18 protein-coding genes are annotated in these 25,903 nt (G+C 59.4%); 6 read left to right on the top strand and 12 right to left on the bottom strand.

Going from position 1 to position 25,903, the window contains the following annotated elements; all coding sequences use genetic code 11:
* The first annotated feature begins 116 nt into the window (after nt 1-116).
* Nucleotides 117-1,604 carry a TrkH family potassium uptake protein gene (locus MHM37_RS11470; protein WP_239296724.1) on the top strand — a complete coding sequence of 496 codons (1,488 nt, stop codon included), beginning with the start codon at nt 117-119 and terminating at the stop codon, nt 1,602-1,604.
* Nucleotides 1,605-1,620: 16 nt separating this feature from the next.
* Here MHM37_RS11470 and MHM37_RS11465 read toward each other — a convergent pair whose 3' ends face one another.
* The 5 genes from MHM37_RS11465 to kdpA are packed head-to-tail and all read right to left on the bottom strand — an operon-like array spanning nt 1,621 to nt 9,442.
* Nucleotides 1,621-2,349 (bottom strand): response regulator transcription factor, encoded by a 729-nt coding sequence (locus tag MHM37_RS11465; protein WP_139528210.1) that lies wholly within the window; start codon nt 2,347-2,349, stop codon nt 1,621-1,623.
* On the bottom strand, nt 2,339-5,023 hold the full coding sequence (locus MHM37_RS11460; RefSeq protein ID WP_239296723.1) for a sensor histidine kinase KdpD: 2,685 nt from the start codon (nt 5,021-5,023) through the stop codon (nt 2,339-2,341). The genes MHM37_RS11465 and MHM37_RS11460 overlap by 11 nt, the downstream gene beginning before the upstream one ends.
* A 4-nt stretch (nt 5,024-5,027) precedes the next feature.
* Complete coding sequence (gene kdpC / locus MHM37_RS11455; RefSeq protein ID WP_218013988.1) at nt 5,028-5,693, bottom strand: potassium-transporting ATPase subunit KdpC; 666 nt, start codon at nt 5,691-5,693, stop codon at nt 5,028-5,030.
* Nucleotides 5,694-5,703: 10 nt separating this feature from the next.
* Nucleotides 5,704-7,740, bottom strand: a complete 2,037-nt coding sequence (gene kdpB, locus MHM37_RS11450; protein ID WP_239296722.1) for a potassium-transporting ATPase subunit KdpB — start codon at nt 7,738-7,740, stop codon at nt 5,704-5,706.
* A gap of 10 nt (nt 7,741-7,750) precedes the next feature.
* Nucleotides 7,751-9,442 (bottom strand): potassium-transporting ATPase subunit KdpA, encoded by a 1,692-nt coding sequence (gene kdpA / locus MHM37_RS11445; protein ID WP_239296721.1) that lies wholly within the window; start codon nt 9,440-9,442, stop codon nt 7,751-7,753.
* A 296-nt stretch (nt 9,443-9,738) separates the two neighbouring features.
* Here kdpA and trkA point away from each other — a divergent pair, with 296 nt between their 5' ends.
* Entirely contained in the window at nt 9,739-11,112 is a 1,374-nt protein-coding gene (trkA, locus tag MHM37_RS11440; protein ID WP_168444443.1) for a Trk system potassium transporter TrkA, read from the top strand.
* A gap of 15 nt (nt 11,113-11,127) precedes the next feature.
* On the opposite strand, the gene MHM37_RS11435 is transcribed toward trkA, so the two are convergent.
* From MHM37_RS11435 to MHM37_RS11405, 7 genes are all read right to left on the bottom strand, one after another.
* Nucleotides 11,128-11,865 carry an anti-sigma factor gene (locus tag MHM37_RS11435; protein ID WP_239296720.1) on the bottom strand — a complete coding sequence of 246 codons (738 nt, stop codon included), beginning with the start codon at nt 11,863-11,865 and terminating at the stop codon, nt 11,128-11,130.
* Nucleotides 11,862-12,485, bottom strand: a complete 624-nt coding sequence (locus MHM37_RS11430; RefSeq protein WP_232068234.1) for a sigma-70 family RNA polymerase sigma factor — start codon at nt 12,483-12,485, stop codon at nt 11,862-11,864. The genes MHM37_RS11435 and MHM37_RS11430 overlap by 4 nt, the downstream gene beginning before the upstream one ends.
* 124 nt (nt 12,486-12,609) lie before the next feature.
* Entirely contained in the window at nt 12,610-13,134 is a 525-nt protein-coding gene (locus MHM37_RS11425) for a DUF3455 domain-containing protein (RefSeq protein ID WP_239296719.1), read from the bottom strand.
* Between the two features lie 118 nt (nt 13,135-13,252).
* Nucleotides 13,253-14,365, bottom strand: coding sequence for a sn-glycerol-3-phosphate ABC transporter ATP-binding protein UgpC (gene ugpC, locus MHM37_RS11420; RefSeq protein ID WP_239296718.1), 1,113 nt, complete (start codon nt 14,363-14,365; stop codon nt 13,253-13,255).
* Nucleotides 14,353-16,032: an alpha-amylase family glycosyl hydrolase gene (locus MHM37_RS11415; protein ID WP_139528486.1), complete on the bottom strand. Its 1,680-nt coding sequence runs from the start codon at nt 16,030-16,032 to the stop codon at nt 14,353-14,355. The genes ugpC and MHM37_RS11415 overlap by 13 nt, the downstream gene beginning before the upstream one ends.
* A 147-nt stretch (nt 16,033-16,179) precedes the next feature.
* Entirely contained in the window at nt 16,180-18,885 is a 2,706-nt protein-coding gene (gene malT, locus MHM37_RS11410; protein WP_139528485.1) for an HTH-type transcriptional regulator MalT, read from the bottom strand.
* A gap of 158 nt (nt 18,886-19,043) precedes the next feature.
* Nucleotides 19,044-20,579: a carbohydrate porin gene (locus tag MHM37_RS11405; protein ID WP_239296717.1), complete on the bottom strand. Its 1,536-nt coding sequence runs from the start codon at nt 20,577-20,579 to the stop codon at nt 19,044-19,046.
* 470 nt (nt 20,580-21,049) lie between these two features.
* Between MHM37_RS11405 and MHM37_RS11400 the strand changes: the two genes are divergently transcribed.
* The 4 genes from MHM37_RS11400 to MHM37_RS11385 all read left to right on the top strand — a co-directional run bounded on the left by MHM37_RS11400 (nt 21,050) and on the right by MHM37_RS11385 (nt 25,855).
* On the top strand, nt 21,050-22,321 hold the full coding sequence (locus tag MHM37_RS11400) for an ABC transporter substrate-binding protein (RefSeq protein WP_139528483.1): 1,272 nt from the start codon (nt 21,050-21,052) through the stop codon (nt 22,319-22,321).
* 14 nt (nt 22,322-22,335) lie between these two features.
* Entirely contained in the window at nt 22,336-23,328 is a 993-nt protein-coding gene (locus tag MHM37_RS11395) for a sugar ABC transporter permease (protein ID WP_139528482.1), read from the top strand.
* Nucleotides 23,328-24,170: a carbohydrate ABC transporter permease gene (locus MHM37_RS11390; RefSeq protein WP_139528481.1), complete on the top strand. Its 843-nt coding sequence runs from the start codon at nt 23,328-23,330 to the stop codon at nt 24,168-24,170. Before MHM37_RS11395 ends, MHM37_RS11390 begins: the two co-directional genes overlap by 1 nt.
* 68 nt (nt 24,171-24,238) lie before the next feature.
* On the top strand, nt 24,239-25,855 hold the full coding sequence (locus tag MHM37_RS11385; protein ID WP_139528480.1) for an alpha-glucosidase family protein: 1,617 nt from the start codon (nt 24,239-24,241) through the stop codon (nt 25,853-25,855).
* Nucleotides 25,856-25,903 lie beyond the last annotated feature (48 nt).

The raw sequence follows: 25,903 nt of genomic DNA, 5'->3' as shown, positions 1-25,903 counted from the left end.
GTTTTTTATGGGTAAGGTAATTTTTAGGGAAATTTTACGGACAATGTTTGATCGGCGTGGTGAGATAGCTCACCACCCTTAGGGTAATTTAGAGCGGACCCACTTAGAGCGGACTTATGGCCACGTTCCCTAGCGCACGTTACTACCAAGAGACTTACCGAAACTGGGCACAAATTTTCAAGATCATGTCGGTGCTGTGGCTGGTACTGGCTATGTTCATGACGCTGCCGCTGATGGTACTGCTCATCGAACGCGATCCCGATGCCCCTGCTTTTGCCGTCTCGCTGATCATCATTTTAAGCGCGACGTTGAGTACTTGGGCAGTCACCCGCGGCGTGCCGTTAGAGCTCAAACCCTGGCAGATGTTCATCTTGACTGCCGGCAGTTGGACCAGTATCAGTGGCTTTGCCAGTCTGCCGCTCGTTCTAGGCGCTCCCCAGCTTAGCTTTACCAACGCCGTGTTCGAATCGGTGTCGGCGATTACCACCACTGGGTCGACCGTCTTGGTAGGTATCGATAACCTCTCGGACGGTTTGAAACTATGGCGCGGCTTGATGCAGTGGATGGGAGGCATCGGCATCATCGTCATGGGCATCGCCATTTTGCCGTTTCTGAAAGTGGGTGGGATGCGGCTGTTTCACACCGAGTCGTCCGATTGGTCCGATAAGGTCATGCCACGCACGGGCGGCATTGCCAAAGCCACCCTCGCCGTTTACGTGATATTGACGCTCGCGGCCATGCTGAGCTATTGGCTGGGAGGCATGCTCCCGCTGGATGCCATCGTTCACGGCATGACGTCCCTGGCGACAGGCGGCTTTGCCAACTCCGACGCGTCGTTTGGGGCCTATGCCGAGCAGCCCTGGCTGCTCTGGATGGCGAGCTTTTTCATGCTCAGCGGCGCGCTCCCCTTCGTGCTGTACATCCGCTTCATTCGCTCGTCCAAGAGCGCGCTTTGGAAAGACCAGCAGGTGCGCGGGCTGCTCAAGCTGTTGCTGACGGCCATCGTGATACTCAGCGCTTGGCGGGTGTTTCAAGGCGACGACTGGTTCGTCTCGCTGACCCACGTCACCTTCAACGTCATTTCCGTGGTCACCACCACCGGATACGCCTCCGACGATTACACGCTATGGGGGGCGCTGCCCATTGCCGCCTTCTTCTACCTCACCTTCGTCGGTGGCTGCAGCGGCTCTACTAGCGGCGGCATGAAGATCTTTCGCTTTCAAATCGCCATGCTGATGCTGCAGAACCAGTTGCGCTATCTGATTCACTCGAACGGCGTCTTTACCACTCGCTATAACCAGCAGCCGGTGACCAGCGATATCTCCCGCAGCGTGGTGGCGTTTTCGTTCTTCTTTTTCATTACCATTGCCGTCTTAGCATTAGGGCTCGCCGCGCTGGGTCTGGATCTCGTCACGGCGCTTACCGGAGCCGCCACGGCAGTGGCCAACGTGGGCCCGGGCCTGGGCGACATCATCGGCCCCGCCGGCAACTTCGCCAGCCTGCCCGATGCCGCCAAGTGGCTACTGTGCATCGGCATGTTGATGGGCCGCTTGGAGATTTTGACCGTGGTGGTGTTGATGACGCCGATGTTCTGGCGGCGTTAACCCCCGTTTGGTGGCGTCAGAGTGTCTCTGCAGGCCGAGCGCTGGCTTCTACCAATAACCGATACCCGACGCCGGCCTCGGTTTGAAGCAGGGCCGGTGTTTGTGGGTCATCAGCTAGTTTTTGGCGCAAACGACTCACTACAATACGAAGATAATGAGTGTCATCAGTATGCGTTGGCCCCCATACCTCCTTGAGCAGTTGAGTTTGCGTGACCACTCGCCCAGCGTAGCGGCAAAGCTTTGCCAGTACGGCAAACTCTTTTCGGGTTAGGTGTATCTCTTGCTCATACACCACGACACGCCTCAACTCCACATCGATGGTGACATTAGCGCTTGCGAAAAAACTGGCACTCTCTTCACCTCTAGCCTTTTGGGCAATACGCAGCACTGCCCTGATGCGCGCCAGCAGCTCTTGGATACCAAACGGTTTAGTGACATAGTCATTAGCCCCATTATCCAGTGAACGGACTTTCTCCTCCTCTCTATCGCGTACCGATACTACGATAATCGGTACAGTGCTATGGTCACGGATCCCACGCAGTACGTCATGACCATCCATATCAGGCAAGCCTAAATCGAGCAGCACGACATCCGGCGATTGGATGTAAGCCGCTGCCAGTGCCTGCTCGCCATTTTCTGCCTCAATGACACTGTAGCCCTGCGAAGCAAGACTAATACGCAAAAATCGACGAATCTGCTGCTCGTCATCAACGATCAAAATGCGTCCATTCCCCTCACTCTTCATCCATCCTCCCTATATCGGCTCCTAATAGTGGCAGTGTGATGATGATCGCTGTTCCCTTTCCGTTCGCGCCTACATCGGCTGTGATAGTGCCACCATGGGCGCCAATCATGCCGCGACAAATTGCCAACCCCAACCCACTACCATGGGCGCTGCGGTCACCGTCACCGCCGCTATAAAACATATCGAACACCTGCTCACGCAGTCCGGGCGAAATACCGGGGCCTTCGTCCTCAATCTTAATAACTAGTACGCTGGGGTCCTCGTCTTTTAGGTGTACGCTAATCAATAGTTCACCGTTAGGTGGTGAAAAGCGCTGGGCATTATCCAAGACGTTCACCAGCGCTTGCTCTATCAGTGCGGGATGCACGTAAAGTAGCGGCAAGTTGGTCGGCCACTGTTTGCGAACCACCACGTGCTTGAGCGATTGACCCAGTCGTTTAAGCGCCGAATTAATCACGTCATCAAACGAGACCCAATCGCGCTCAATCTTCAGTGTGCCATGGCCTAGACGAGTCATATCTAACAGGTTTTGGATGTAGCGATTGAGCCGTTCGCTTTCAGACAAAATGCCGTCCAGTAGCTCACGCTGGTCGCTATCACTGAGCTGTGGTTTTAACTCGATTAACGAACTGGTGGAGCCAATAATTGAGGCAAGCGGGGTGCGTAAATCATGGGATACGGAGGAAAGCAGCGCAGAACGCAAACGCTCGTTCTCCTCTGAGACCCGCGTGGTGTTCAGCTCTGCTACTAGCCGTGTTCGTTCCAGCGCCATGCTGAGCTGACGCACCAACGTATCAATTAATGCCTCATTTTCGTGTGTTAGCCCCTTCTGGCTTGCAGAGAGCTTAAGCGCCAGCATCCCTACTTTCTCCCCTTGCACCGCCAGCGGTAGCAAGCGCCAAGCTTGTTGGCTCAAGGTTTGAGTGCCCTGACCGCTGGGTTTTTGGTGTTGCCAACTCCACACCGCTGCCTGCTTGGCGGTCATGTCCAGACGCTCGGCATCCGGCAGTGCGTAGACCACACGCACTTCGCTAGCGCTTTCCGCCGTTTCAATAAAGATAACGGGGACTTCAAAACACTGCACCAAGGTATCGACACCCACTTTGGCGGCACTGGCACTGTCGGTGGCAATTGAGAGCTGCTCGGCGTAGCGCAGCAAAAGCTGAGTCTGGTCGCGGCTGGCCCGCAGTGCGACTAAGCGCTGGCGTCCACGTCCCGCCAATTGCCCCACCACTAGCGCTACCAAAAAGAAGAACAACACCGTCAGCAGCTGTCCCCGCTCCACCATGGCAAAGGACAAACGTGGCTCTGTAAAGAAGAAGTTAAAGATCAAAAAACCCGCAACGGCACTGAACATCGCCATTGAGGTGCCCGCCCAGACAGCGCTGAAAAGCACGGCGGCTAAAAATACTAGCGACAGATTGGCAAGCTCCAACCAGGGCTCTAACAGGTGGGCGATTCCCAATGAGGCCATCACCGCCAAGCTGGTAGCGAGTAGTTGAGGTGGACGCACTATCCAGCTAGGCTGCCGTTTATGCCTACCTTGCTTCACGCTCCCCTGAGCCACTACCACGATATCAAAGACATCGGTATGCGCGATCAAGCGTTGGGCAAGCGGCCGCGACCACGGCCACCAGCGGCGCTTGCCGTCGCGGCCCACCATAATTGTGGTGGCATTAATCGAGCGGGCGTAGTTAAGCACTTCACCTAGCTGGCTATGCCCCTGCAAGCGAAGTGAATCGCCTCCCAGCCGGGTCACCAGGCTAAATATCTTCTCAATCGTAAGCTGCTGCTCCGGCGAGGCAACACCTTTATCCACATAGACCGCTCGCCATACGGCCAAACGCCTCTCGGCCATTCGATGGGCTGCACGCACGAGGGACACATCGTCTTCACTACCGGTAATAATCACCAACAGGTGGGGCCTTACCGGCCAAGGGCCTGCCCTACCGCTGGCATCCATGGCTACTTTTACATCGGCATCTACCCGCTCGGCCATGGTCTGAATCGCCAGCTCGCGCAGCGCGTTAAGGTTCGACTCGTTAAAGTAGCCCTCCATGGCGGCGCGAGCTTGCTCGGGGATATACACCTTGCCGCGTCTTAAGCGTTCGAGCAGCTCCTCCGGGGTTAAGTCCACCAGCGATACATCCCGGGCGCGCTCTAGCAGTGCATCGGGAACGGTTTCGCGCATGCGAATGCCGGTAATCCGTGCAACATCGTCGTTGAGGCTTTCCAAATGCTGGACGTTCACCGTTGTCCAGACATCGATCCCCGCATCCAGCAACTCTTCGATATCCTGATAACGCCGTGGATGTCGGCTGCCGGGGATATTGCGGTGGGCTAACTCGTCTACCAACAGAATGGTGGGTTTCCGCTCTAGGGCCGCATCGATATCGAATTCATAAAACGTTCGGCCATGATGCTGTAAAGGCGCTAGTGGAATACGTGACAGCCCCTCACAGAGAGCTTCGGTGTCGGCGCGCCCGTGGGACTCCACCACGCCAATCACAATATCGTCACCCTCCTCTGCCCGCTCCCGGGCCGTGCGTAGCATGGTGTAGGTTTTGCCAACGCCAGGGGCGGCTCCCAAAAATACACGCAAACAGCCGCGCGCCTCTCGGCGCGCGGCTTTTAGCAATGCATTGGGATCGGGTCGCTGATCCGCTGAATACATTTAGCTACTCCACAGGGGCGACAGACGACGTGGTGGTGGCGACGGGAAAACGCTCATCCAAACTCACATTCAACCGCAATACGTTGACCACTGGCGACCCCAACCAGCCCGTGTTTTCAAGCGCTTGGTCGATCAGCTCAGTGACGCTAGCTTCGTCGATTTCACGCGCCTGCGCTACCCTTGCGACCTGTAATTCAGCGGATGGTAACGAGATATGTGGGTCAACCCCTGAACCCGATGCAGTGATCAGATCAACCGGGATTTGATCGACACTGACGCCTTCCCGCTGGGCAATCGCCTGGGCATCGGCCTGGGCACGCTCACGAAGCGCCTCATTGCTAGGCGCTAGGTTAGAGCCCGATACCCCGCCCGCATCGTTACCCGCCGCTGACGGGCGACCGATAAAGTATTCATCGCTGACAAAGGTTTGCGACACCAGGCTTGACCCTATCACCCGACCATCGGCGTCACGAACCAAGCTGCCTTGCGACTGCTCAGGAAACAACCAGCCACCGACCATTGTCGTCGCGAAGGGGTACACTAGGCCAAGCAAAACGGCCATCACCACCATAAAGCGCAGCGCACTGCCCCAAGTGGCTTTTGCCTCGGCCGTTGGTGCCTGTTGCGCTTCGTCATTCATCGCCATTTGATCCTTGAAACCTGTATTCATGACGCTTCTCCTAGATAAACAGCGCAATCAGCATGTCGAACAGCTTGATGGCGGGGAACGGTAGCAGCAGCCCACCAAGACCGTAAATCAGCAGGTTGCGGCGCAATAGCACCGTCGCCGATGCGGCTTTCACAGACACACCACGTAGCGCAAAGGGAATCAGCGCGGGAATAATCAACGCATTGAACAGCACGGCTGCCAGCACCGCCGTGGTGGGTGAATGCAGATTCATGACATCCAGCACGCCCAGCGCCGGGAAACTCGCCGCAAAGAGCGCCGGTAGAATCACGAAGTACTTAGCGACATCGTTCGCCAAAGAGAACGTGGTCAGTGCGCCTCGGGTTACCAGCAGCTGCTTACCAATTTCCACCGCGCTGATAAGCTTTCCGGGATCGGAGTCCAGATCGACCATATTGGCCGCTTCGCGGGCGGCTTGGGTGCCGGAATTCATGGCCAGACCAAGATCAGCCTGGGCCAGCGCCGGTGCGTCATTGGTACCGTCACCCACCATGGCCACCAGACGGCCACTGGCCTGCTCTTCGCGAATCAGCGCCAGCTTACGCTCAGGCGTGGCTTCGGCAATGTAGTCGTCGACCCCTGCCGTGGCGGCTATGGCCGAGGCGGTAATCGGGTTGTCACCGGTGATCATCACGGTTTTGATGCCCATGGCACGTAGCTCGGCAAACTTCTCCGCGATGCCGCTTTTGATGACGTCAGACAGCGCTACCACACCCAGGATCTGCTGGTTTTCCGCTACTGCAATGGGTGTGGCACCATCTCGGGATATACGCTCAATGACCTGGTTGTAGTCACTGGGAATAACGCCGCCCTGCGCCTTTACCCACTCGGCGATGGCATTAGGGGCACCTTTACGTAGCTTTTTACCGCTGGTTAGATCCACACCTGAAAGCCGGGTTTCAGCACTGAAGGCTTTAAAGGTTGCGCCATCCGCTTCTTCGCTAAGCTGGGCATCTACACCCTGCTCGGTGGCCAACGACACAATCGAGCGACCTTCCGGCGTCGGGTCTTCCAGTGAGGTTAAAAACGCTACATCGCGTACCTTTTGATGCCGCACCCGCTGACAGGGGGCAAACTCTGTCGCGCGACGGTCACCCAAGGTAATCGTGCCAGTTTTATCCAGCAGAAGCGTATCGATGCTACCGGCGATCTCTACTGCCTTGCCTGATTTAGCAACCAGATTGGCCCGCATGGCGCGCTCCATACCAGCAATGCCAATGGCAGGCAAAAGACCACCTATCGTGGTGGGAATCAAGCACACCAATAGCGCTACCAACATGACCGCCGAGGTTTCTACCCCAACGAACGCGGCCATGGGCACCAGTGTCACCACCACGATCAGGAACACCAGTGTCAGCATCGCCAGCAGCACCGAAAGCGCCAGCTCGGAAGGCGTTTTCTGACGGCTAGCCCCCTCTACCAAGGCAATCATACGATCCAGCAGGGATTCACCGGGATTGGCGCTGACTTCAATGATCAATTGATCCGAGAGCACTTTGGTGCCCGCACTGACGCCGCTGTTATCGGTGCCCGCTTCACGCAGCACCGGCGCGGACTCACCGGTCACCGCCGACTCGTTAATAGATGCCGCACCCTCGACGATATCGCCATCTGCCGGAATCAGCTCACCCGCCACCACTTTCACTCGGTCGCCTTTACGCAGTGAGTCGGCGGTCACGTCGCTGGTGGTGCCGTCAGCGTTTAGCTTGGCCGCCTTGAGCTCCCCTTTGGTTTTGCGCAGCGCCCCAGCATGAGCCTTACCTCGGGACTCCGCCAGTGACTCCGCACCGGTGGCAAACAGCACGGTGGTAAGCAGTAGTAGCGAAATAGTGAGCGCAAAGCCGCCGTTTTCGCCCTGGACGAAAGCAATCGGCGTTAGCCCGAAACACACCACCGTACCAATGGCGACCACCGCCATAACCGGGTTGCGCGCCAGTAGATGGGGCGCAAGCCCTTTTACCGCGCCGGTGACAACTTGGCCAATAGGCAGCGAACGACGCGGCTGTTTAGCAAGCTCTGTATGTGACATCTCTTTTCTCCTAGAAGCCTTGCACGACGGATTCTGCAATCGGGCCAAGCACTAACGCCGGTAAGAAGCCAAGCAGGTTAACAATCACAATCACCCCTGCGGTTAAGCCCATAAAGGCGGGGCTATCCATGGGCAGGGTTCCACGACCGGCCGGTGCCGTGCGCTTAGCGGCCAACCAACCGGCCACCGCTAATGGCACTAGCATGGGTAAGAAGCGGCCAATCAATAAGGCGACCACGCAGGCGAGATTCCACCAGGGCGTGTCATCGCCCAGCCCTTCAAAACCAGAGCCGTTATTAGCAAACGCCGACGTAAACTCATAGAGCACTTGTGATAAGCCATGGAAACCGGGGTTTGAGTTAGCGGCTGCGCCAGGCATCGCCACGGCCAGCGCACTCAACCCTAGGATGACCAGCGGCTGAGCCAGCATCGCCAGTGAAATCCAGCGCATTTCACGGGTTTCTAACGGTTTACCGAACAGCTCGGGTGCCCTGCCCACCATCAACGAGCCCACAAAGGCCGCCAACATCAGGTAGAGAAAGAAGCCAATCAGCCCGACGCCCACGCCACCGAAGGTCACGTTCACAAACATATCCATCAGCAGCATCATGCCGCCCATGGGATTGAAGCTATCGTGCATGGCGTTGACTGAGCCGTTGGAGGTTTGCGTCGTCCAACTGCCCCATAGAGCGGAAAGGTCAGTGCCAAAACGCAGCTCTTTACCTTCCAAATTTCCCCCCGGCTGGGAGAGTTCGACTAGGGCCGCATTGGGCATGCGTTCCGAATAGACCACCACGGAGGTAGAGATCAGAGAAAACGCAATCATCACGGTGCCAATGCCCATCATTAGCCGACGTCGACCGCTGATCAAAGCAATCGCGATAAGCAGTGCCACGGGGATAAGCGTGAGTGAAGCGGTTTCAATAACGTTCGCCAGCGGCGTGGGGTTCTCAAGGGGTACGGTAGAGTTGGGTCCATACCAGCCACCTCCGTTGGTACCTAGCTGCTTGATCGCCACCATGGACGCCACCGGGCCTAAGGGAATCGACTGCACTTCTTCCACCTGGGGATCCAGCATGTCTACTTGGTGGGCGGCCTGATAGCTGGCCGGTACGCCCTGCCATGTGAGCAACAGTGCGACAACCGCTGCCAGTGGCAACATAACCCGTACCACGGTGCGGGTAAGGTCGTGGTAGTAGTTGCCAACGCCGTTTAATACTTTGGCAGGCTTAGCAACTAACAAAGTGCGGGCAATCGCGACCAACACTGCGAGCCCCGTGGCGGGAGTTAAGAACTGCAGTGTGACAATGGCAAAGGTTTGGCTTAAGTGCGAAAGCTGCGCTTGGCCAGAGTAGTGCTGCTGGTTAGTGTTGGTAGCAAAAGACACCGCTGTATGCAGCGCTGTGTCCCACGGCATGCCGGGGATGCCGTCCGGGTTGAGTGGCAGTAGGCCCTGGCACATAAAGACCAGCCAGGCCAGCAGTATCAAGCCCACATGCAGCTTAAGGATGGCTAACGCGTACACTTGCCACGTCATGGCGTGTTGACTGTTAACGCCCGCCAACCGATAGATAGGCTTTTCAATCACGCCAAACAGCGTATCGAGCCGGTTCGTCTGTGTGCTTAATGCAAAAGCAATATAGATACCCAAGGGCACACTAAGCAGAGCCACTAAGGCGTAAATAGCGATCATATCGTTCATGACGATCTCCTAAAAACGCTCGGGACAGATGAGCGCGTAAAACAGATACGCCGCTGTGCCGGTCGCGATAATTAGCAATGCAATATTCATGGAAGTGCCTCCTTTGATTGGCACCCTGAGCTTAGAGATTGCAGGCGTAAAAATTCGATGGCATTTAAGGCATTAGCCGTCAAAAACGCGTAAAAAAAGCCCTTTCCGTCGGGCAAAGGCAGAACTGAGCCCACCTACACTCGACAGCTTCCCCTTAGATAGGTGAGTATCTGTATTCATATGTCGCCGGAGTGACCTAACTACCCATGAAAATTATCATTCTTGGGGCAGGCCAAGTGGGCGCAACCCTAGCCGAGCACCTTGCCCGCGAGGAGAACGACATCACCGTCGTCGATACCGACGGCGCAAAACTGCGCGAGCTGCACACCAAGCTGGATATCCGCACGGTGACCGGCGCAGGCTCCTACCCGATCGTGCTGCGCCAGGCGGGCTGCGAAGACGCCGATATGCTGATCGCGGTGACCAACACCGACGAGATCAATATGATCGCCTGTCAGGTGGCCCACACGCTGTTTCGCACCCCCACCAAAATTGCCCGGGTCCGCTCCACTGCCTATCTGACTCGTAAAGGCCTCTTTGCCCACGAAGCCATTCCCATCGACGTGCTGATCAGCCCCGAGCAGGTGGTGACCGACCACGTGCGCCGCTTGATCGAGCACCCCGGCGCGCTGCAGGTGCTGGAGTTTGCCGGCGGGTTGGTACAGCTGGTGGCGGTGAAAGCCTTCTACGGCGGTCCATTGGTGGGCCAGGATTTGGCCTTTCTGGGCAAGCACATGCCCAACGTGGAAACCCGTGTCGCGGCGATCTACCGCCGCAACCGACCGATCATCCCCCGGGGCGACACCATCATCGAAGCCGACGACGAGGTGTTTTTTCTCGCCGCCCGGCGAGATATCCGCGCGGTGATGAGCGAGCTGCGCAAGGTAGAGCGGGACTTCCGCCGGGTCGTCATCGCCGGAGGCGGCAATATCGGCGAACGCTTGGCGGAGCACTTGGAGCACAGCCATCAGGTCAAGATCATCGAGCACAGCCTGGAGCGCTGCACCACGCTCTCCGAGCGGCTGGATCGCACCGTGGTGCTTCACGGCAGCGCCACCAGCAAGCGGCTGTTGGAAGAGGAAAACATCGAAGACTGCGATATCTTCTGCGCGCTGACCAACGACGACGAAGTGAACATCATGTCGTCGCTGCTGGCCAAACGGCTGGGGGCGAAGAAGGTCCTCACGCTGATCAACAACGCGGCCTACGTGGATTTGGTGCAGGGTGGCGATATCGACATCGCCATCTCCCCCCAACAGGCCACCATCGGCAGCCTGCTGACCCACGTGCGTCGGGGCGATATCGTCAACGTACACTCGCTGCGCCGGGGCGCGGCAGAGGCGATCGAGGCGATTGCCCACGGCGATAAGCAGTCGTCGAAGGTCGTGGGCCGCACCATCGCCGATATCGACCTGCCCGAGGGCACCACCATCGGCGCCATCGTACGCGGCAAAGAGGTGCTGATTGCCCACGGCGATGTGAAGGTGGAGAGCGGCGACCACGTGATTCTGTTCGTGATCGACAAGCGGCGTATTCGCGACGTGGAGCGCTTATTCCAGGTCGGGTTGAGCTTTTTTTAACAGCGGCTGGCGACGTTAGATTTCGACCGCGCGGCCAATGAACTCAATCGGACCAGTGGGCAGCCCGGTGGGCGAGCCAGTGTCATCTTCCAGCGTCAGCTCGAATAGCTGATTATCTTGCAGCGGCGGCAGCTGATCCAACCGCAGGCGCAGCGGTTGCCCCGGCTCGACGAGCCCCAGCGAGACGGGCGCTTGCCAATCATCGGCTTTGGTCCAGAACTCCAGCGCTTTGCCCTCCGGTACCTCGAAGGTGCCCAAAGGAATTAGCTGGATCTCCTGGCGATTCGCGGCCTGCGCCACCCACCCCGCCGACTGAGTTTGCGGTGCGAGCAGCACCACCATGTACTCTGGCGTTGCAGGTGCGGTCGTCACGTTGGTCAACAGCACGCCCATGGCCAGCGCAGCCGCTAATCCTGCCCCTGCCACCCCTCGCCAAAACGGCAGGCTCTGCATCAAGCGGCGGCGTGGTCCATTCGGCCTGGGAGCGCGTGTGGGCACGGATGACGGGGCACGGGTAGCGGAGGCTTTGAGACTGCGCTCGATGCGCGGCCAGAGATAATCGGAGGGCGTGACCGGCTCCACCATCGCGGTGTAGGGGAAAAAGCGCTCTTCCCATGCCGCCACCGCTTTTTGCAGCTCAGGGTCGTTGGCTAAACGCGCCTCAAAGGCTTCGCGCTCGGCCATGGGCAGCGTGCCTAGCACGTACTCACCGGCCAGGACATGAAGATCATCGGGTTCGTTCGAAGGGCTCATGCCATACACTCCCGTAAGCGAAGCAGGCTGCGCTTGATCCAGGCTTTGACCGTACCTAGCGGCGCGCCCGTGTGCGCCGCAATCTCTGCATGGGACAAACCATCCACATAGGCATGCAGCACGCAGTTACGGCGTTCGGTTTCCAACTGCTGCAGGCACTCGTCCATCCGTTGGCCGGTTTGCCAATCGAAGGCATCCGTCACTTGCGACGCCTGCTGGAAGGTATCGTCGTCATCGAGTTCGTGGGGGTCGTTCAGGTCGACGCTCACTTCGCGGTCACGGCCGCGGATGGCATTCAGCGCCAAGTGACGGGCAATGCTGAAGATCCAGGTTCGGGCTGTCCCTTTTTGCGGGTCGAAGCTGTCCGCGCGCTGCCAAATGTTCAGGCAGGCATCGTGAACGATATCTTCTGCCATGCCTCGATCCTTCACGATGCGCAGCACGACACCCAGCAGCTTGGCGCCTTCCTGTTGATAGAGCCGTTGCAGCGCTGCGTGCTCCCCCCGGGCACAGCGGGCGAGCGCATCAGCGTAATCGAATTCTTGAGCGGGCCTTACGTGGCCGTTATCGGTGCTAATGGTGTTAGCCTTACCTGTTTCAGGCATGTCACGTTCAGACACATCTTCGCTCCCTGGTAACGCGCCGCATCGGTCGTCGCACTGCCAGGAGCATAACGGCTAGGGAGCCTGGTGACGAGTCCCTAGCCTTACGAAGCTTAATAAAAGTGAGTCAGTGTTGGAACGCTTAGTTCGCGGTCCAGAAGATGTAGTCGGCTTGATAGGTGACGACCGCAGTGGCGCCGTCGTGGCCCTCGTCGCAGGCAACGTCAGGGGCAACGCCACCTTGGGTGTTCAAGCGCTGGATGTAGCTCACGCCGCTCATTGCGCCTTCGCCTTCCGCCGGGTTGGCTTCGACGAGCTGCAGCGGAATGTTGCCATCGCCATTCGGCGCCACGGCTAGCTGAGTGCCGGTAATTTTAGAACCGTCCAGGGCTTCCCAAGTGGCGGGCGGGCCGTAGTAGCTGCCGACCTGGGTGCCTTCGCTGTCGTTCAGTGCAGCGTGTGGGCCTTTAAATACCCAGCCCATGGTGCCGTCGTCCTTGGCTTCACACATGTAGGTAATCGCACCCACGCCGACGGTTTCGAGAGCGACGGTGTTGCCGTCCGGTACTTGGACGTCGGCGGGGGGCATGTCCGCCAACGCGGCGTGACTGAAGGATGCAATCAAGGTAGCGGCGAGCGTCGCACGCGCCATGTGTTGGATGGTCATTTCAGTCTCCTTGGGTTTTGTTCAACCGCTTTGAGTAGCGGCTGTATAGGGGGATACACACAAGGAGACCGATTGGATGCACTCTTTTTTAAAAAAAGTTTAATTCTTTAAAAAATTATCAGCTCACCCCATCCACCGTGACTTGGCGCGGGCAGGCATTGCCGTTGGCATCAAACAGGTGGCAGCGCTGACCAGCGATTCCCAAGCGCGAAACCTGGCCCTCTTCCAGCCGTGTCAGGCCATCCAGCCGCTGGGTCACGGGGGTATCGATGCCCGCCAACTGCCAGTGGGCGAGGGTTTCATAGCCCAGCTTTTCGGCCACCATCAGCGTAGCGCTCAACGTGGCGTCGGCTTGCTCAGCCGCCACGAAATCCTCGGCCCGCAGTCCCAGGGTGGCCCTATCGCCTGCCTGAAGCTGCTGGCCATTTACCGCCACCGCCAGCGTTTCACCGCTGTGCAGGCGCACCACGGTTTGGCGCTCGCCGGGGTCGACCACCGTCACCGGCAGCGTATTGATACGCGGCGAACCGATAAACTCCGCCACCTCAAGGGTATTGGGAAAGTGATACAGCGATAGCGGCGCGCCCACCTGGGCAATACGTCCTTTCGAGAGCAGCACGATACGGTCGGCCAGGGTCATCGCCTCCACCTGATCGTGGGTGACGTAGATCATGGTGGCGTTCAGGCGCTTGTGCAGCGCGGCGATCTGTACCCGCATATCCACGCGCAGCGCGGCATCCAGATTGGAGAGCGGCTCGTCGAACAGAAACACGGCAGGCTCTTTGACCAGGGTGCGGCCAATGGCCACCCGCTGGCGCTGGCCGCCGGAGAGGTCTTTGGGCTTGCGCTCCAGAAGGTCGGTGAGATGCAGCATCTCGGCGGCGTGCTCCACGCGGCGACGGATCTCCGCCTTGTCGGTACGCGCCAGCTTCAAGCCAAAGGCCATGTTCTCCGCCACGCTCATGTGCGGGTAGAGCGCGTAGGATTGGAACACCATGCCGATGTCTCGCTCCTGGGGCGGTATCTCGTTGATCCGCTGGCCATCGAGCTGCATATCCCCGGTGGTGATGTCTTCCAAGCCTGCAATCATGCGGAGTAGCGTGGATTTACCGCAGCCGGAGGGGCCCACGAAAACGACGAACTCGCCGTCTTCGATGGTGAGGTCGATATCCCGTGAGATTTCGACACCATCGAAGGATTTACCGATGCCGCTGAGGGTTAAACGTCCCATGGCGCATCCTCCTGGGTTTGCGGGCAGCGGGCAATCGCCACCCCAAACGGCGGCAGCGTCAGCGTACCTGCCTGCCACTCGCCGTTTAGCCACTTAGGCGCATCCTCCAATGCTTCAGCACCCTCGGGAGCCGAGCGGGTCACGGTTTGATCGCTAAAGTTCAGCGCCACCAGCAGGCGAGTTTGCTGATGGGTGCGCTCCAAACAGAGCACCTCGTCGCGTACCGGATGGTAGTCCACGTCGCCTTTCACCAGCGCAGGCTGCGTGCGGCGGAAGGCTAAAAACGCGCGGTAGGCATTGAGCAGCGAATCGGCATCCTGCTCTTGCTGGTCCACCGCCAAACTTGCGTGGGAATCGGGCACCGGCAGCCAGGGAGTAGCGCTGCTAAAGCCCGCATGGCGGGCGTCCGCCTGCCAGGGGTGCGGGGTGCGGCAGCCATCGCGACCTTTATAAGCAGGCCAGAAGGTGATGCCCGCCGGATCGACGAGCTGCTCGAACGTCAGCTCCGCCTCGGGCAGGCCCAGCTCTTCGCCCTGATAGAGGCATACGCTGCCCCGCTGGCTGAACAGGAACACCAAATAGAGGCGCAGCTTATCGAGCTGCCCTTCCGCCTGCCAGCGGGTTGCCAGCCGCGTTACGTCGTGGTTTCCCAGCGCCCAGCAGGGCCAGCCATCGCCAATGCGCGCTTCCATTTCGGTAAGCGTTTCGTGCAAGTAGCCAGGGTCGGCTTTATCGGTCAGCAGGTTGAACGAGTAGCACATGTGCAGGCGCTTGCCGCCCTGGGAGTACTCCGCCATCACGCCGAGCGCATCGTCGTCGCCCACTTCGCCCACGCTGGTGGTGCCGGGGTACTCATCCAACAGTGCCCGCAGCCGCTCCAGGAAAACGAGATTTTCCGGCTGAGTCTTGTCGTAATGGTGGAGCTGATAGCCGTAGGGGTTGTCAGGGCGAACGCCTAGGAAGCTCTCGGTGATTTCCTGGCGCGGCGGATTGTCTTTTAACTCGCCGTGGGTGCAGAAATTCACCGCATCCAGCCGGAAGCCATCCACGCCGCGCTCCAACCAGAAGCGCACCTCTTCCAGCATGGCGTCGACCACGGCAGGGGTGCGGAAGTTGAGATCCGGCTGGCTGGCCAGGAAGTTGTGCAGGTAGTACTGGCAGCGGCGGGTATCCCACTGCCAGGCGCTGCCGCCGAATACCGACTGCCAGTTGGTGGGCGGCGCGCCGTCGGGTTTGGGGTCGGCCCATACGTACCAGTCGGCTTTTGGGTTGTCGCGGCTTTGGCGGCTCTCTTCGAACCACGCGTGCTGGTCGGAGGTGTGGGACATCACCTGATCGATCGTCACTTTCAGCCCCCGCGCGTGGGCCGCTTCGACCAGGCGGTCGAAGTCGTCCAGCGTGCCGAACATGGGGTCGACATCGCGGTAGTTGCTGATGTCGTAGCCGAAATCTTTCATCGGCGAGGTAAAAAACGGCGACAGCCAAATCGCATCGACGTTTAATGACGCGATGTAGTCGAGCTTGTCGATCACGCCTTGCAAATCGCCAATGCCGTCGCCGTGACTGTCCATGAAACTGCGCGGGTAGATTTGGTAAATCACCGCGCCGCGCCACCAGTCGGCCCCTTGGCTGCCAACGTAGTGAGAAGTAGAAGGTGTCTGCATCATGATCCTTATCCTTGTTATTGCCGTCGGTATCTCGATGAATAGAGAGATGGCCCATGCTCGGCATGATGCAGGCTACGCCGCTTGATAGAATCCTCCCCCACTGGGCATACCAGGCGTAGGCCCGGGGAGGAGTGATCACACGGCGCCTCACTCCCCCTGAATATGCGCCATGAGTTGCCCTGCCAGCGCAATGGCTTCGTCCCGGCGGCGAATGCTCTGCTTTTGGTAAAGGCTGCGGATATGGGTCTTGATGGTCGTCGGCGCCACCGAGAGCTGTTCGGCAATCTGCTCATTGGAGAGCCCGGCGTAAATCAACCCCAGGATTTGCCATTCGCGTCGGGTGAGCGGCGAGGTGCGAATCAGCTCCGGCACGTCAGGTCTTGCGACAATATCGGCGATCACCGTTTCATCCAGCATCAAGCGTCGGGCGCTTCCAAAATCTTTCTGCTGACCCGCCAGCGCCAGCAGCCGCTCTGCCCTCGCCTGCTCCAGCGCTGAAAGCGGACCGTCCGTCAATACGCCCGACAGCAGATCTCCCAACGGTTTGCCCATGCGCAAAAAGCTGCCTATCAACGCCGTGCGAGACGCCAAACTGAGCGCTTGATGCATGTGGCGGCGGGCTTGCGCCTCCTGGCCAGCCGACCACGCAGCGGCCGCGAGGCAGAGCTGGTTGCGATTGGCATCGGTGACCAGCCCAAGTCTTTGAGTATGGACTTCGAGCGCTTCCAACAGCGCGCGGGCCTCATCAAAGCGGCCCAGCAGCGTGAGCGCCCGGGCGTGATTGCGTACGTTACACTGCGCAAAGTGGTTGGTGGCCCCGTCGGTGATGGGGGTGGGCGCTTCCTGACGCCAGCGCTCTACCGCGTCGAGGTCTTGCGTGGAGTGCCACCAGGCCAGCAGCGTGGCGTGGGCATTGGCCACCCAGTCGATATGGTAATCGCCTTCGGCCAGGATTTTACGCAGCCGCCGAATATGATCAGCGCACTGAGCCTGATCGCCACGGCTCTGGGCAATTTTGGCCAGTTGAATGTGGCACTGTAGCGTCCAGCGCTCGCCCTGGTTGTCGAGCACGGCAATGCCTTTGAGCGCGGCCTGCTCGGCTTCATCCAGGCGGTGCCACTCCCAAAGCACCTGGCTGCGAATCCGGTAGAGAAACTCCGCCACGGGCAGGTGCTCGAGCTCTGCCCGCTCCAGATGGGCAAAAGCGCGCTCTTGAATATCGTAAGCGGCCTGCAAGCGCCCCTGGGCCACCAGCGTTTCCGACTGATGGCAGAATGACCACAGCAGTAGCTGGTGATCTTCTCGCTGGCGTGCCAGACGCTCCACCTCGCGCACCCGTTGCAGCGACTCGTCCAGATAGCCCAGCACGAAACGCGCCTCGCTCAAGATGGCGGTCGCGGTCAGCGGGGTGGAGGCTAAATAGCGGGCGGGCACGGCGAGCGCCTGTTCAGCGAGCGGCGCAGCGCGCTCGGCGTTGCCCTGATTGATCGCTAATTGGGCGCGCAGGGTGGCAAACTCGGCCGTCAGCCGCTGCCACTCTGGGGCCTCCAGCTGCGCTTCGATCCATTGGATGACTCGTGCGGTGATATCGAACTGGAACTGCGCATGGGAGACCCAGCCGTAGAGCAGCGCCAGCTCTGGGCGTGTCGAGATTTGCGGCTCCCCCAGCAGCCCAAGCCCTTGAGCCAGCAGCGCGTAGGCCCCGCTGGCCAACAGCGCTGGCCCTTGCGCGACCAGTAGACTGGCCACCTCCTCGGGCGATTCCGCCAAAATGGCTTGGCGCAACGCCATGATCGGGTCGTTGAGTGCCAGCCAGGCTTGGCTGGCCCGCTGGTGCAGGGTGCGCTGGGTGGCCAAGCTAAGCTCGTGGCGGCGGTGGCGCAGGTACTCCCCGAACAGCCGTTGAAAGCGGTACCACTGGGCGTGGGGGTCGGGCCGCTCGATGAATAGCCCCGCTTGCTCGAAGGCATCGAGCCGCTGGGTAAGCCGCTCGCCCTCCAGCAGGCGCGCCATCAATTCAGGTGAGAAGCGCTCCAGCACACCGAGCTGCAGTAGTAGCTCTCGCTCCTCAGGGGGCAGCGCCTCGGCCAGCCGTTCATCGAACCAGGCCACAAAATCGGGATGACCGCCGTTTAGCCGCTCGACCAGCGCATCGAATCCGGCGCGAGTCGTCGTACGCTCCACCAGCCAGTTCAGGGCCATCACCCAGCCGCCGCTGCGGCGCAGCGCCCGCTCCAGGCTCACCCGAGTAGGCGGAAAACTGAGCTGCTCGGCGCAGAGGGTTTGCGCCTCTTCGCTATCGAAGGCCAGGGCGCTTAGATCGATCTCTTCGAGTTCGCCCCGCAGCCGCAGGCTGGCAAGGCCCAGCGCAGGCCGGGAGCGACTGGCCAGGGTCAGGGTCAGCCAGGGCGGCTGATGACGCAGCCAGTGGGCAAGCCCCGCCAGAATATCGGGGTGCGTCAGGTGCTCGAACTCATCCACGACCAGCCGACAAGCCGTCCGCTGCTTCGGCAGCTCGCCCAGCCAGCGCTCTAGCTGCTCCACGCAGTCCGCCGCCTCAGACAAAGGCGACAGCGGCGCATCCTCACGTAACAGCGTATCGATGGCGGCTTGCCAGTAGCGTAAAAAGCGCTCGGGCCGATTGTCGCGCTGGTCCAGGCGCAGCCAAGCGGCGTCTTGCTCCAGGGCGGGTAGGCGTTCTGCCAGTAGCGTGGTCTTTCCGTAGCCCGACGGGGCTTGAACGAGAAGCAGGCGCACGCGCTCGTTCAATGCAAAGGCATCATTGAGGCGTGGCCTTGCCACGACGCCCAGTGGCAACGTCGGTGCGGTAAGCTTTTCTTGTAGCAGCGGCATGGCCCTCTCCTATGTGTCTACCAACGTCCTCGTCTATGACTTAGGCTACTTATTTGGACAATAAAAAGCCCGCGACGAGTCGCGGGCAACCGGCATGGGCAGATGGCGCTCATGCCGCCATGAGATCGAAAGCAGTCTTGCTAGCGAGCGGTACTCCCCTAGAACCATACTTCGGTTTGGACACCGAAGGTGAACTCACCACCTGTGAAGCCGTCGCTGCCCAGCGAGCTGGCACCGTAGCTATTCAGGCTCTCATCCCAGTCGCTGTAGGTGGTGAACAGACGGATTTCAGGACGCTTCCAGAACCCGCCCACTTCCGGCTTGAAGGTCGGGGCGATGGTGAACTTCATGTAGTCGCCGTCCACCGCATTGCGGCCGCTGTAACCCTGCGGTTCGAAGTCCATCCACTGGTAGCTGGCTTCGTACTGCATTTCGAAGTTTTGGTTGATTTCGTTCGCCAGGCGAACGTTCAGCGTGGCCCAATCATAGCTATCGCCACTAGCAAAACGGTCGTCGCTGGTTTCCGCCAGGATGGCCGGCGCAATGCGCCACTGCGGGGCAATGTAGGTCGTGCCGTAGAGGGCAAGGCGCGTTGCGCTGGCATCATCGGTCAAGTCGCCGTTGCTACCCAAGCCTTTCACCTCGGCACCCAGGCCTTGGCCGTGCAGTACGGCGGCCTTGAAGTTACCGTCGCCCAACCCAAAGAAGCTATCACCGTGGTAGGCCACCATGGTGTGCCAACCGGTATCGGCAGCGGTTTGGCCGACGCCGATGTCGCGCTCGTCGTTATCGGCAGCGGACATGCCGTTGACCATCACCTGCCAGTTACCGAAGTAGTTGTTGGAGGTCAGGACAAGGTTGTCGGTATCGCTGTTTTCGCCGTCCAAACCGGGGTTTTCACGGTTGACGACCGGGAAGTCGCTGAAGCTGCGACCATAGAGCGAGAAGTTGGTTTTCCAGTTCTCCGCCAGCTGCACGTCGTACACACCACCACCGGTACCGGCGAGAAAGACCACGTTGCTGTCAAGCCAGTGAATGTCGAAGTTATTGCGATCGAAGCGCTTACCCGCCCAGATCGAGGCGTTCTCGAAGGCCCCTGTAAAGCTCGGCAAATCGCTGAACTCTGCGTACACCTGACGCACGTTCAGGTTGGTGTCATCGCCCACCCAGTCGTTGCTGGAGTTGGTGCCATGGGCCAGCATGGTGGTGTAGCGGGCTTTGGCGCCGTTATCGAACTGCATGCGGTAGTTCAGGATCGCTTCAGAGTAGGTGTCCGGCTCGTTGCCCAAACGCCCCACCGCCCCACCGTTACCACCGGCGGGCGTTAGGTACGGGCCACCCGGTGCACTTTTGCCATCTTCACCAATCAGCAGGCCAGATCGGGCGTAAACGTTAAACGAAAAGCCCTCTTCGCCGCTGGCCTGGCGTTCGACGCGGGCCAGGCGCTCTTCGATATCGGCATTGGTAGTCGCCGCAGCCGGGGCGCTGGATGCAGGCGCGGTTCCGCGACCTTGCTCGGCTAGCTCGGCGCGGCGCTCGGCCGCTTCAGCTCGCTGCTCAGCGGCTGCAATGCGTGCTTCCAGCTCGGCAAAGCGCTCTTCCAAGGTCATGTCAGCATTGGCGGCACCGCAAAGACCGAAGCTGGCAGCGGCGACGGCAATGGCTAAAGGTGTTTTGAACGTCATTTTATGCATTGTTTTTCAACCCTAGTGTTAAATCCTATTGTTTTTTATCCCGAACGCCCGAACCGTTTGGCTCCCTACTTTTTGATCACCGGCCCCAAAACCGGTGTAAAAAAAGCCAGCGTTTCAGTGCTGCCACCCGTGTCGTTACTTCGACTCGCCGAAGCCTGTGCCCAACAACGCGACAAGGTGATTGACCCAACGTGTTGCAAAGCAACTTTCGTGTTGTGTGAAGATAGAGTGACAGTTGAAACTTAATCGATTAAGAGCACGTAAACCAACAAGCTTTTACTAATTATCGACCAATGGTCTAAAAGGTTATTTATCTTAGAGAAATTGAATTGACATAGATTAGACAAAAGTCGCTATTGAACTTCACGACGACAGACGGCTAACTGGCAGCGTACTTAATCGTTTAAGTAGGCGCTATGAGCGCATTGATACCCCATCACCCACAACAATAAACGCCGAGGAACGCCGTAATGAAAAAGACACTACTCACTTCAGCTATTGCTTTGGCCAGTCTTGCCAGTGCCACCGGGTCTGCCCAGGCGGCCGAACTGACGATCTCCTGTGGTGCAGTTGGCGCAGAGTTGACCCTTTGCCAAGAAGGCGTACGCGCCTGGGAAGAGAAAACCGGCCACAGCGTCGATGTGGTTTCAACGCCCAACTCGTCTACTGAGCGCCTGTCTCTCTATCAACAAATTCTCTCCGCTAACTCCAGCGATATCGATGTGATGCAGATCGACGTGGTATGGCCCGGTCTGCTAGCCAACCACCTGCTCGACCTGCGCGAAGTACTGGGTGAAGACGCCGCAGTCGGTCACTTCGACACCATCGTGACCAATAACACCATCGATGACCGCCTGGTCGCCATGCCCTGGTTTACCGATGCGGGTGTTCTTTACTACCGCGAAGACCTGCTGGAAAAGCATGGCCACGAGGTGCCCACCACGTGGCAAGAGATGACGGAGATCGCGCGCGATATTCAAAACGCCGAGCGTGAAGCGGGCAACGACCGTATGCAAGGCTTCGTGTTCCAAGGCCGCGCCTACGAAGGCCTGACCGTCAACGCCCTCGAGTGGGTTGCCAGCTTTGGCGGCGGCACCGTGGTCGATAACGAAGGCGAAGTGACCATCAACAACGAGCGCGCTGCCCAAGCGCTGGATCTGGCCGCCTCTTGGATTGGCGACATCTCCCCGGAAGGCGTGCTGAACTACACCGAAGAGGAAGCACGGGGTGTTTTCCAGGGCGGCAATGCCGTCTTCATGCGCAACTGGCCCTACGCGTGGTCACTGGCCCAGAGTGACGATAGCGACGTGCGCGGCAAAGTAGGCGTCGTGCAGCTGCCTGCCGGCGGTGAAGAGGGCCAGAGCGCCGCGGGCCTGGGCGGCTGGAACCTGGCCGTGTCGCGCTACAGCGAGCATCCTGAGATCGCCGCTGACCTGGTGGCGTATCTGACCGGTGAAGAAGAGCAAAAGCGCCGCGCCATTCAGGCTTCTTACAACCCGACGATCGATTCGCTCTACCAAGACCAGGAAGTGCTGGATGCCGTGCCCTTCTTCGGCACGCTTTACGATACGTTCACCAACGCGGTGGCCCGCCCCTCTGCCCCCACGGGCGATGCCTATGGCCGTGTCAGCAACGCGTTCTTCAGCACCTCTCATGACGTGCTGTCCGGCACCAAAGATGGCGCTCAAGCCGTCGCCGACCTTGAAGGCGAATTGCTGCGCCTGAAGCGTCGCAACTGGTAAACGCGGAGACACCTATGTCGAGCTCTTCTCACCACTCTCACCAAAACGCGCCCCTCGGGGCGCGTTCCGCCACGCCAGCGCGGCGGCAACGGGGTACCAAGGTCCGCCGCCAACGCGTCAAGGCGGCGTGGCTGTTCTTAGCCCCCATGCTGATTGCCCTCACGCTGGTGGCGGGCTGGCCGTTACTACGTACGTTTTTCCTGAGTTTTACCGATGCGTCGCTCTCCGATTTGGGCTCGGCGAATCTGATCGGTTTCGAAAACTACCTGGTCTACGACAACGGCCGCTGGTTTGGCGTGCTGGCGGACCCAGTGTGGTGGCAGTCCGTGTGGAACACGGTTTACTTCTCGGTGGTGTCGGTATCGCTGGAAGTCGTTTTCGGCGTCATCGTCGCACTGATTTTGAACGCAGAATTCAAAGGCCGCGTGATCGTTCGGGCGGCCGTGCTGATTCCCTGGGCCATTCCTACCATCGTGTCGGCTCAGATGTGGGCGTGGATGCTCAACGACCAGTTCGGCATCATCAACCACCTGCTGATGATGGTCGGTATTATTGATAACCCCATCGCTTGGACCGCGAGCGCCACCTACTCCATGTGGGCGGTGATCATGGTCGACGTGTGGAAAACGATTCCCTTCGTGGCTCTGTTGGTCCTGGCCGCGCTGCAGATGCTGCCCAAAGATTGCTACGAAGCCGCCGAGGTGGATGGCATTCATCCGGTGCGCGTGTTCTTCAAGGTCACGCTACCGCTGATTACCCCGGCGCTGATGGTGGCGGTCATCTTCCGCCTGCTGGATGCCCTGCGGGTCTTCGACGTGATCTACGTGTTGACCTCCAACTCCACCAGCACGATGTCGATGTCGGTCTACGCGCGCCAGCAGCTCGTCGAGTTTCAGGACGTCGGCTACGGCAGCGCCGCATCCACGCTGCTGTTCTTGATCATCGCGCTGGCCACCGTGGCTTATCTCTACCTTGGCCGCAAACAGATTCAATTGGGAGGTGACTGATGAACAGCCGTCAGTTAGCCAAAGTAGCGAAACGCGTCGGGTTCTGGGCACTGATTGCCGTCATCATGGTGTACGCGGTCTTCCCGTTCTACTACGCCGTCATTACCTCGGTAAAACCCTCCAGCGACCTGTTCCGCGTGGAGCTATGGCCCTCGACCTGGAATCTGGACAACTACGCACAGATCTTTAGCCAATCGAGCTTCGTGAGGGCGATCTTCAACTCGATCATCGTCGCGTTCAGCGTGGTATTCATCGCGCTGCTGCTAGGCATCACCGCTTCTTACGCGCTGGGTCGGGTACGCTTTCGCGGCCGCTCCACCGTGCTGCTGGTCATTCTCGGCGTGTCGATGTTCCCTCAAGTGGCCGTTCTCTCTGGGCTGTTCGAAGTGATTCGCGCGCTGAACCTCTACAACAACCCGGCAGGCCTCATTCTCAGCTACACCATCTTTACCCTGCCCTTTACGGTGTGGGTGCTCACCACCTTCATGAAGCAGCTCCCCATGGAGCTGGAAGAGGCGGCGATCATGGATGGGGCAACGCCCTGGGTGACCATCACCAAGGTATTTCTGCCGCTGATGTGGCCCGCCATGGCGACCACGGGCCTGCTCGCATTCATCGCCGCCTGGAACGAGTTTCTGTTCGCACTGACCTTCACACTGACCGATGCGCAGCGCACGGTGCCGGTTGCGATTGCCCTTCTGTCAGGCGGTAGTGCCTACGAACTGCCCTGGGGGCCGATCATGGCAGCCTCCGTCGTGGTCACCGTACCGCTGGTGATTCTGGTCATCATTTTCCAGCGCCGCATCGTGTCCGGCCTGACCGCGGGTGCCGTGAAGGGCTAACCGCCTTCACACCATGGTCCCATGAATTCGCTGATCAAACTCAGCAACCGTTTTTAAGGAACACAGTAATGCAAGACAACATGATGTGGTGGCGCGGCGGCGTTATTTATCAAATCTATCCGCGTAGCTTCTTGGACAGCCGCGGCGACGGCGTAGGCGATCTGAACGGCATCACCGAAAAGCTGGATTACGTGGCCTCCCTCAACGTGGACGGCATCTGGCTATCGCCCTTCTTTACTTCTCCGATGCTCGACTTCGGCTATGACGTGAGTGACTACCGCGACGTAGACCCCATGTTCGGCACGCTGGAAGACTTCAAGGCGCTGCTGGAAAAAGCTCACTCGCTGGGCTTGAAAGTGATGATCGACCAGGTGATCAGCCATACCTCCGATCAGCACCCCTGGTTCCAGGAGAGCCGCCAGAATCGCACCAATCCTAAAGCCGACTGGTTCGTATGGGCCGATCCGAAACCCGACGGCACGCCGCCCAACAACTGGCTGTCGATTTTTGGCGGCTCGGCGTGGACCTTCGACTCCCGGCGCCAGCAGTACTATCTGCACAACTTCCTGACCAGCCAGCCGGACGTGAACTTCCACCACCCGGAAGCCCGTCAGGCGCAGCTCGACAACATGCGTTTCTGGCTGGATTTGGGCGTAGACGGCTTCCGCTTGGATACGGTCAACTTCTACTTCCACGACGCCGAACTGCGGGACAACCCGCCGGTACCGACAGGCGAAGCCAAAACCCTGGGGGCACCGGAAGCGAACCCCTACACCTGGCAGCGCCATGTCTACGACCTCAGCCGGCCGGAAAATCTGGACTTCCTCAAAGACCTGCGTGCGCTGATGGATGAGTACCCCGGCACCACCACCGTGGGTGAGATTGGCGACGATAATCCGCTAGAACGCATGGCCGAATACACTGCCGGTGGCGATAAGCTGCACATGGCGTACACCTTCGACCTGCTCAACATGCCCCACTCCGCCAGCTACCTGCGCGAAGTGATCGAACGCTTCCAACGCTTGGCGGGCGACGCCTGGCCTTGCTGGGCCACGTCCAACCACGACGTGGTGCGCAGTGCGACCCGCTGGGGCGCTGAGGAAGACCCCCACGCCTACCCAAAAGTGATGCTGGCCATGCTGTTCTCACTGCGCGGCAGCGTGTGCCTGTACCAAGGCGAAGAGCTGGGCCTACCGGAAGCGGACGTGCCCTTCGAGCGCATTCAAGACCCCTACGGCAAAGTGCTGTGGCCCGAGTTCAAAGGCCGCGACGGCTGCCGCACGCCCATGCCCTGGACCGACGGCGATCAGGGTGGCTTCTCGCCAGTAGAGCCGTGGCTGCCCATGGAAGCTCGTCACTTGGATTTGGCGGTGAGCCGCCAGCAAGACGACCCCAACGCCACACTCAATACCGTACGCGCCCTGCTGGCGTTCCGCCGCCGCCACCCCGCCCTCTTCGATGGCGATTTATCGTTGGTCGACGTCGGTGACGACCTGCTCGGCTTTACCCGTCAAAAAGGCGACGAGATCTTGCTATGTGTTTTCAACCTGACCGGGCAAGAGCAGCAAACCACCCTGCCCGTGGAGGTCGCCAGCGACTTGCCGGTCGCCCATTTTACCGCCACGCGAGACGGCAGCACACTCACGCTGCCCGCGTACCAAGCCGCCTTTATGCAGGTTGCCTAAACGCCGCCCATAACAGTTAATAACGATAGCCGACCCGCTCAGGTCGAG

It is taken from the genome of Halomonas sp. MMH1-48, from assembly GCF_022348105.1.
In the GTDB taxonomy this organism is placed as follows: Bacteria; Pseudomonadota; Gammaproteobacteria; order Pseudomonadales; family Halomonadaceae; genus Vreelandella; species Vreelandella piezotolerans.
The sequence above is the reverse complement of the archived record's forward strand: the minus strand, read 5'-3'. Positions and strand labels throughout refer to the sequence as shown.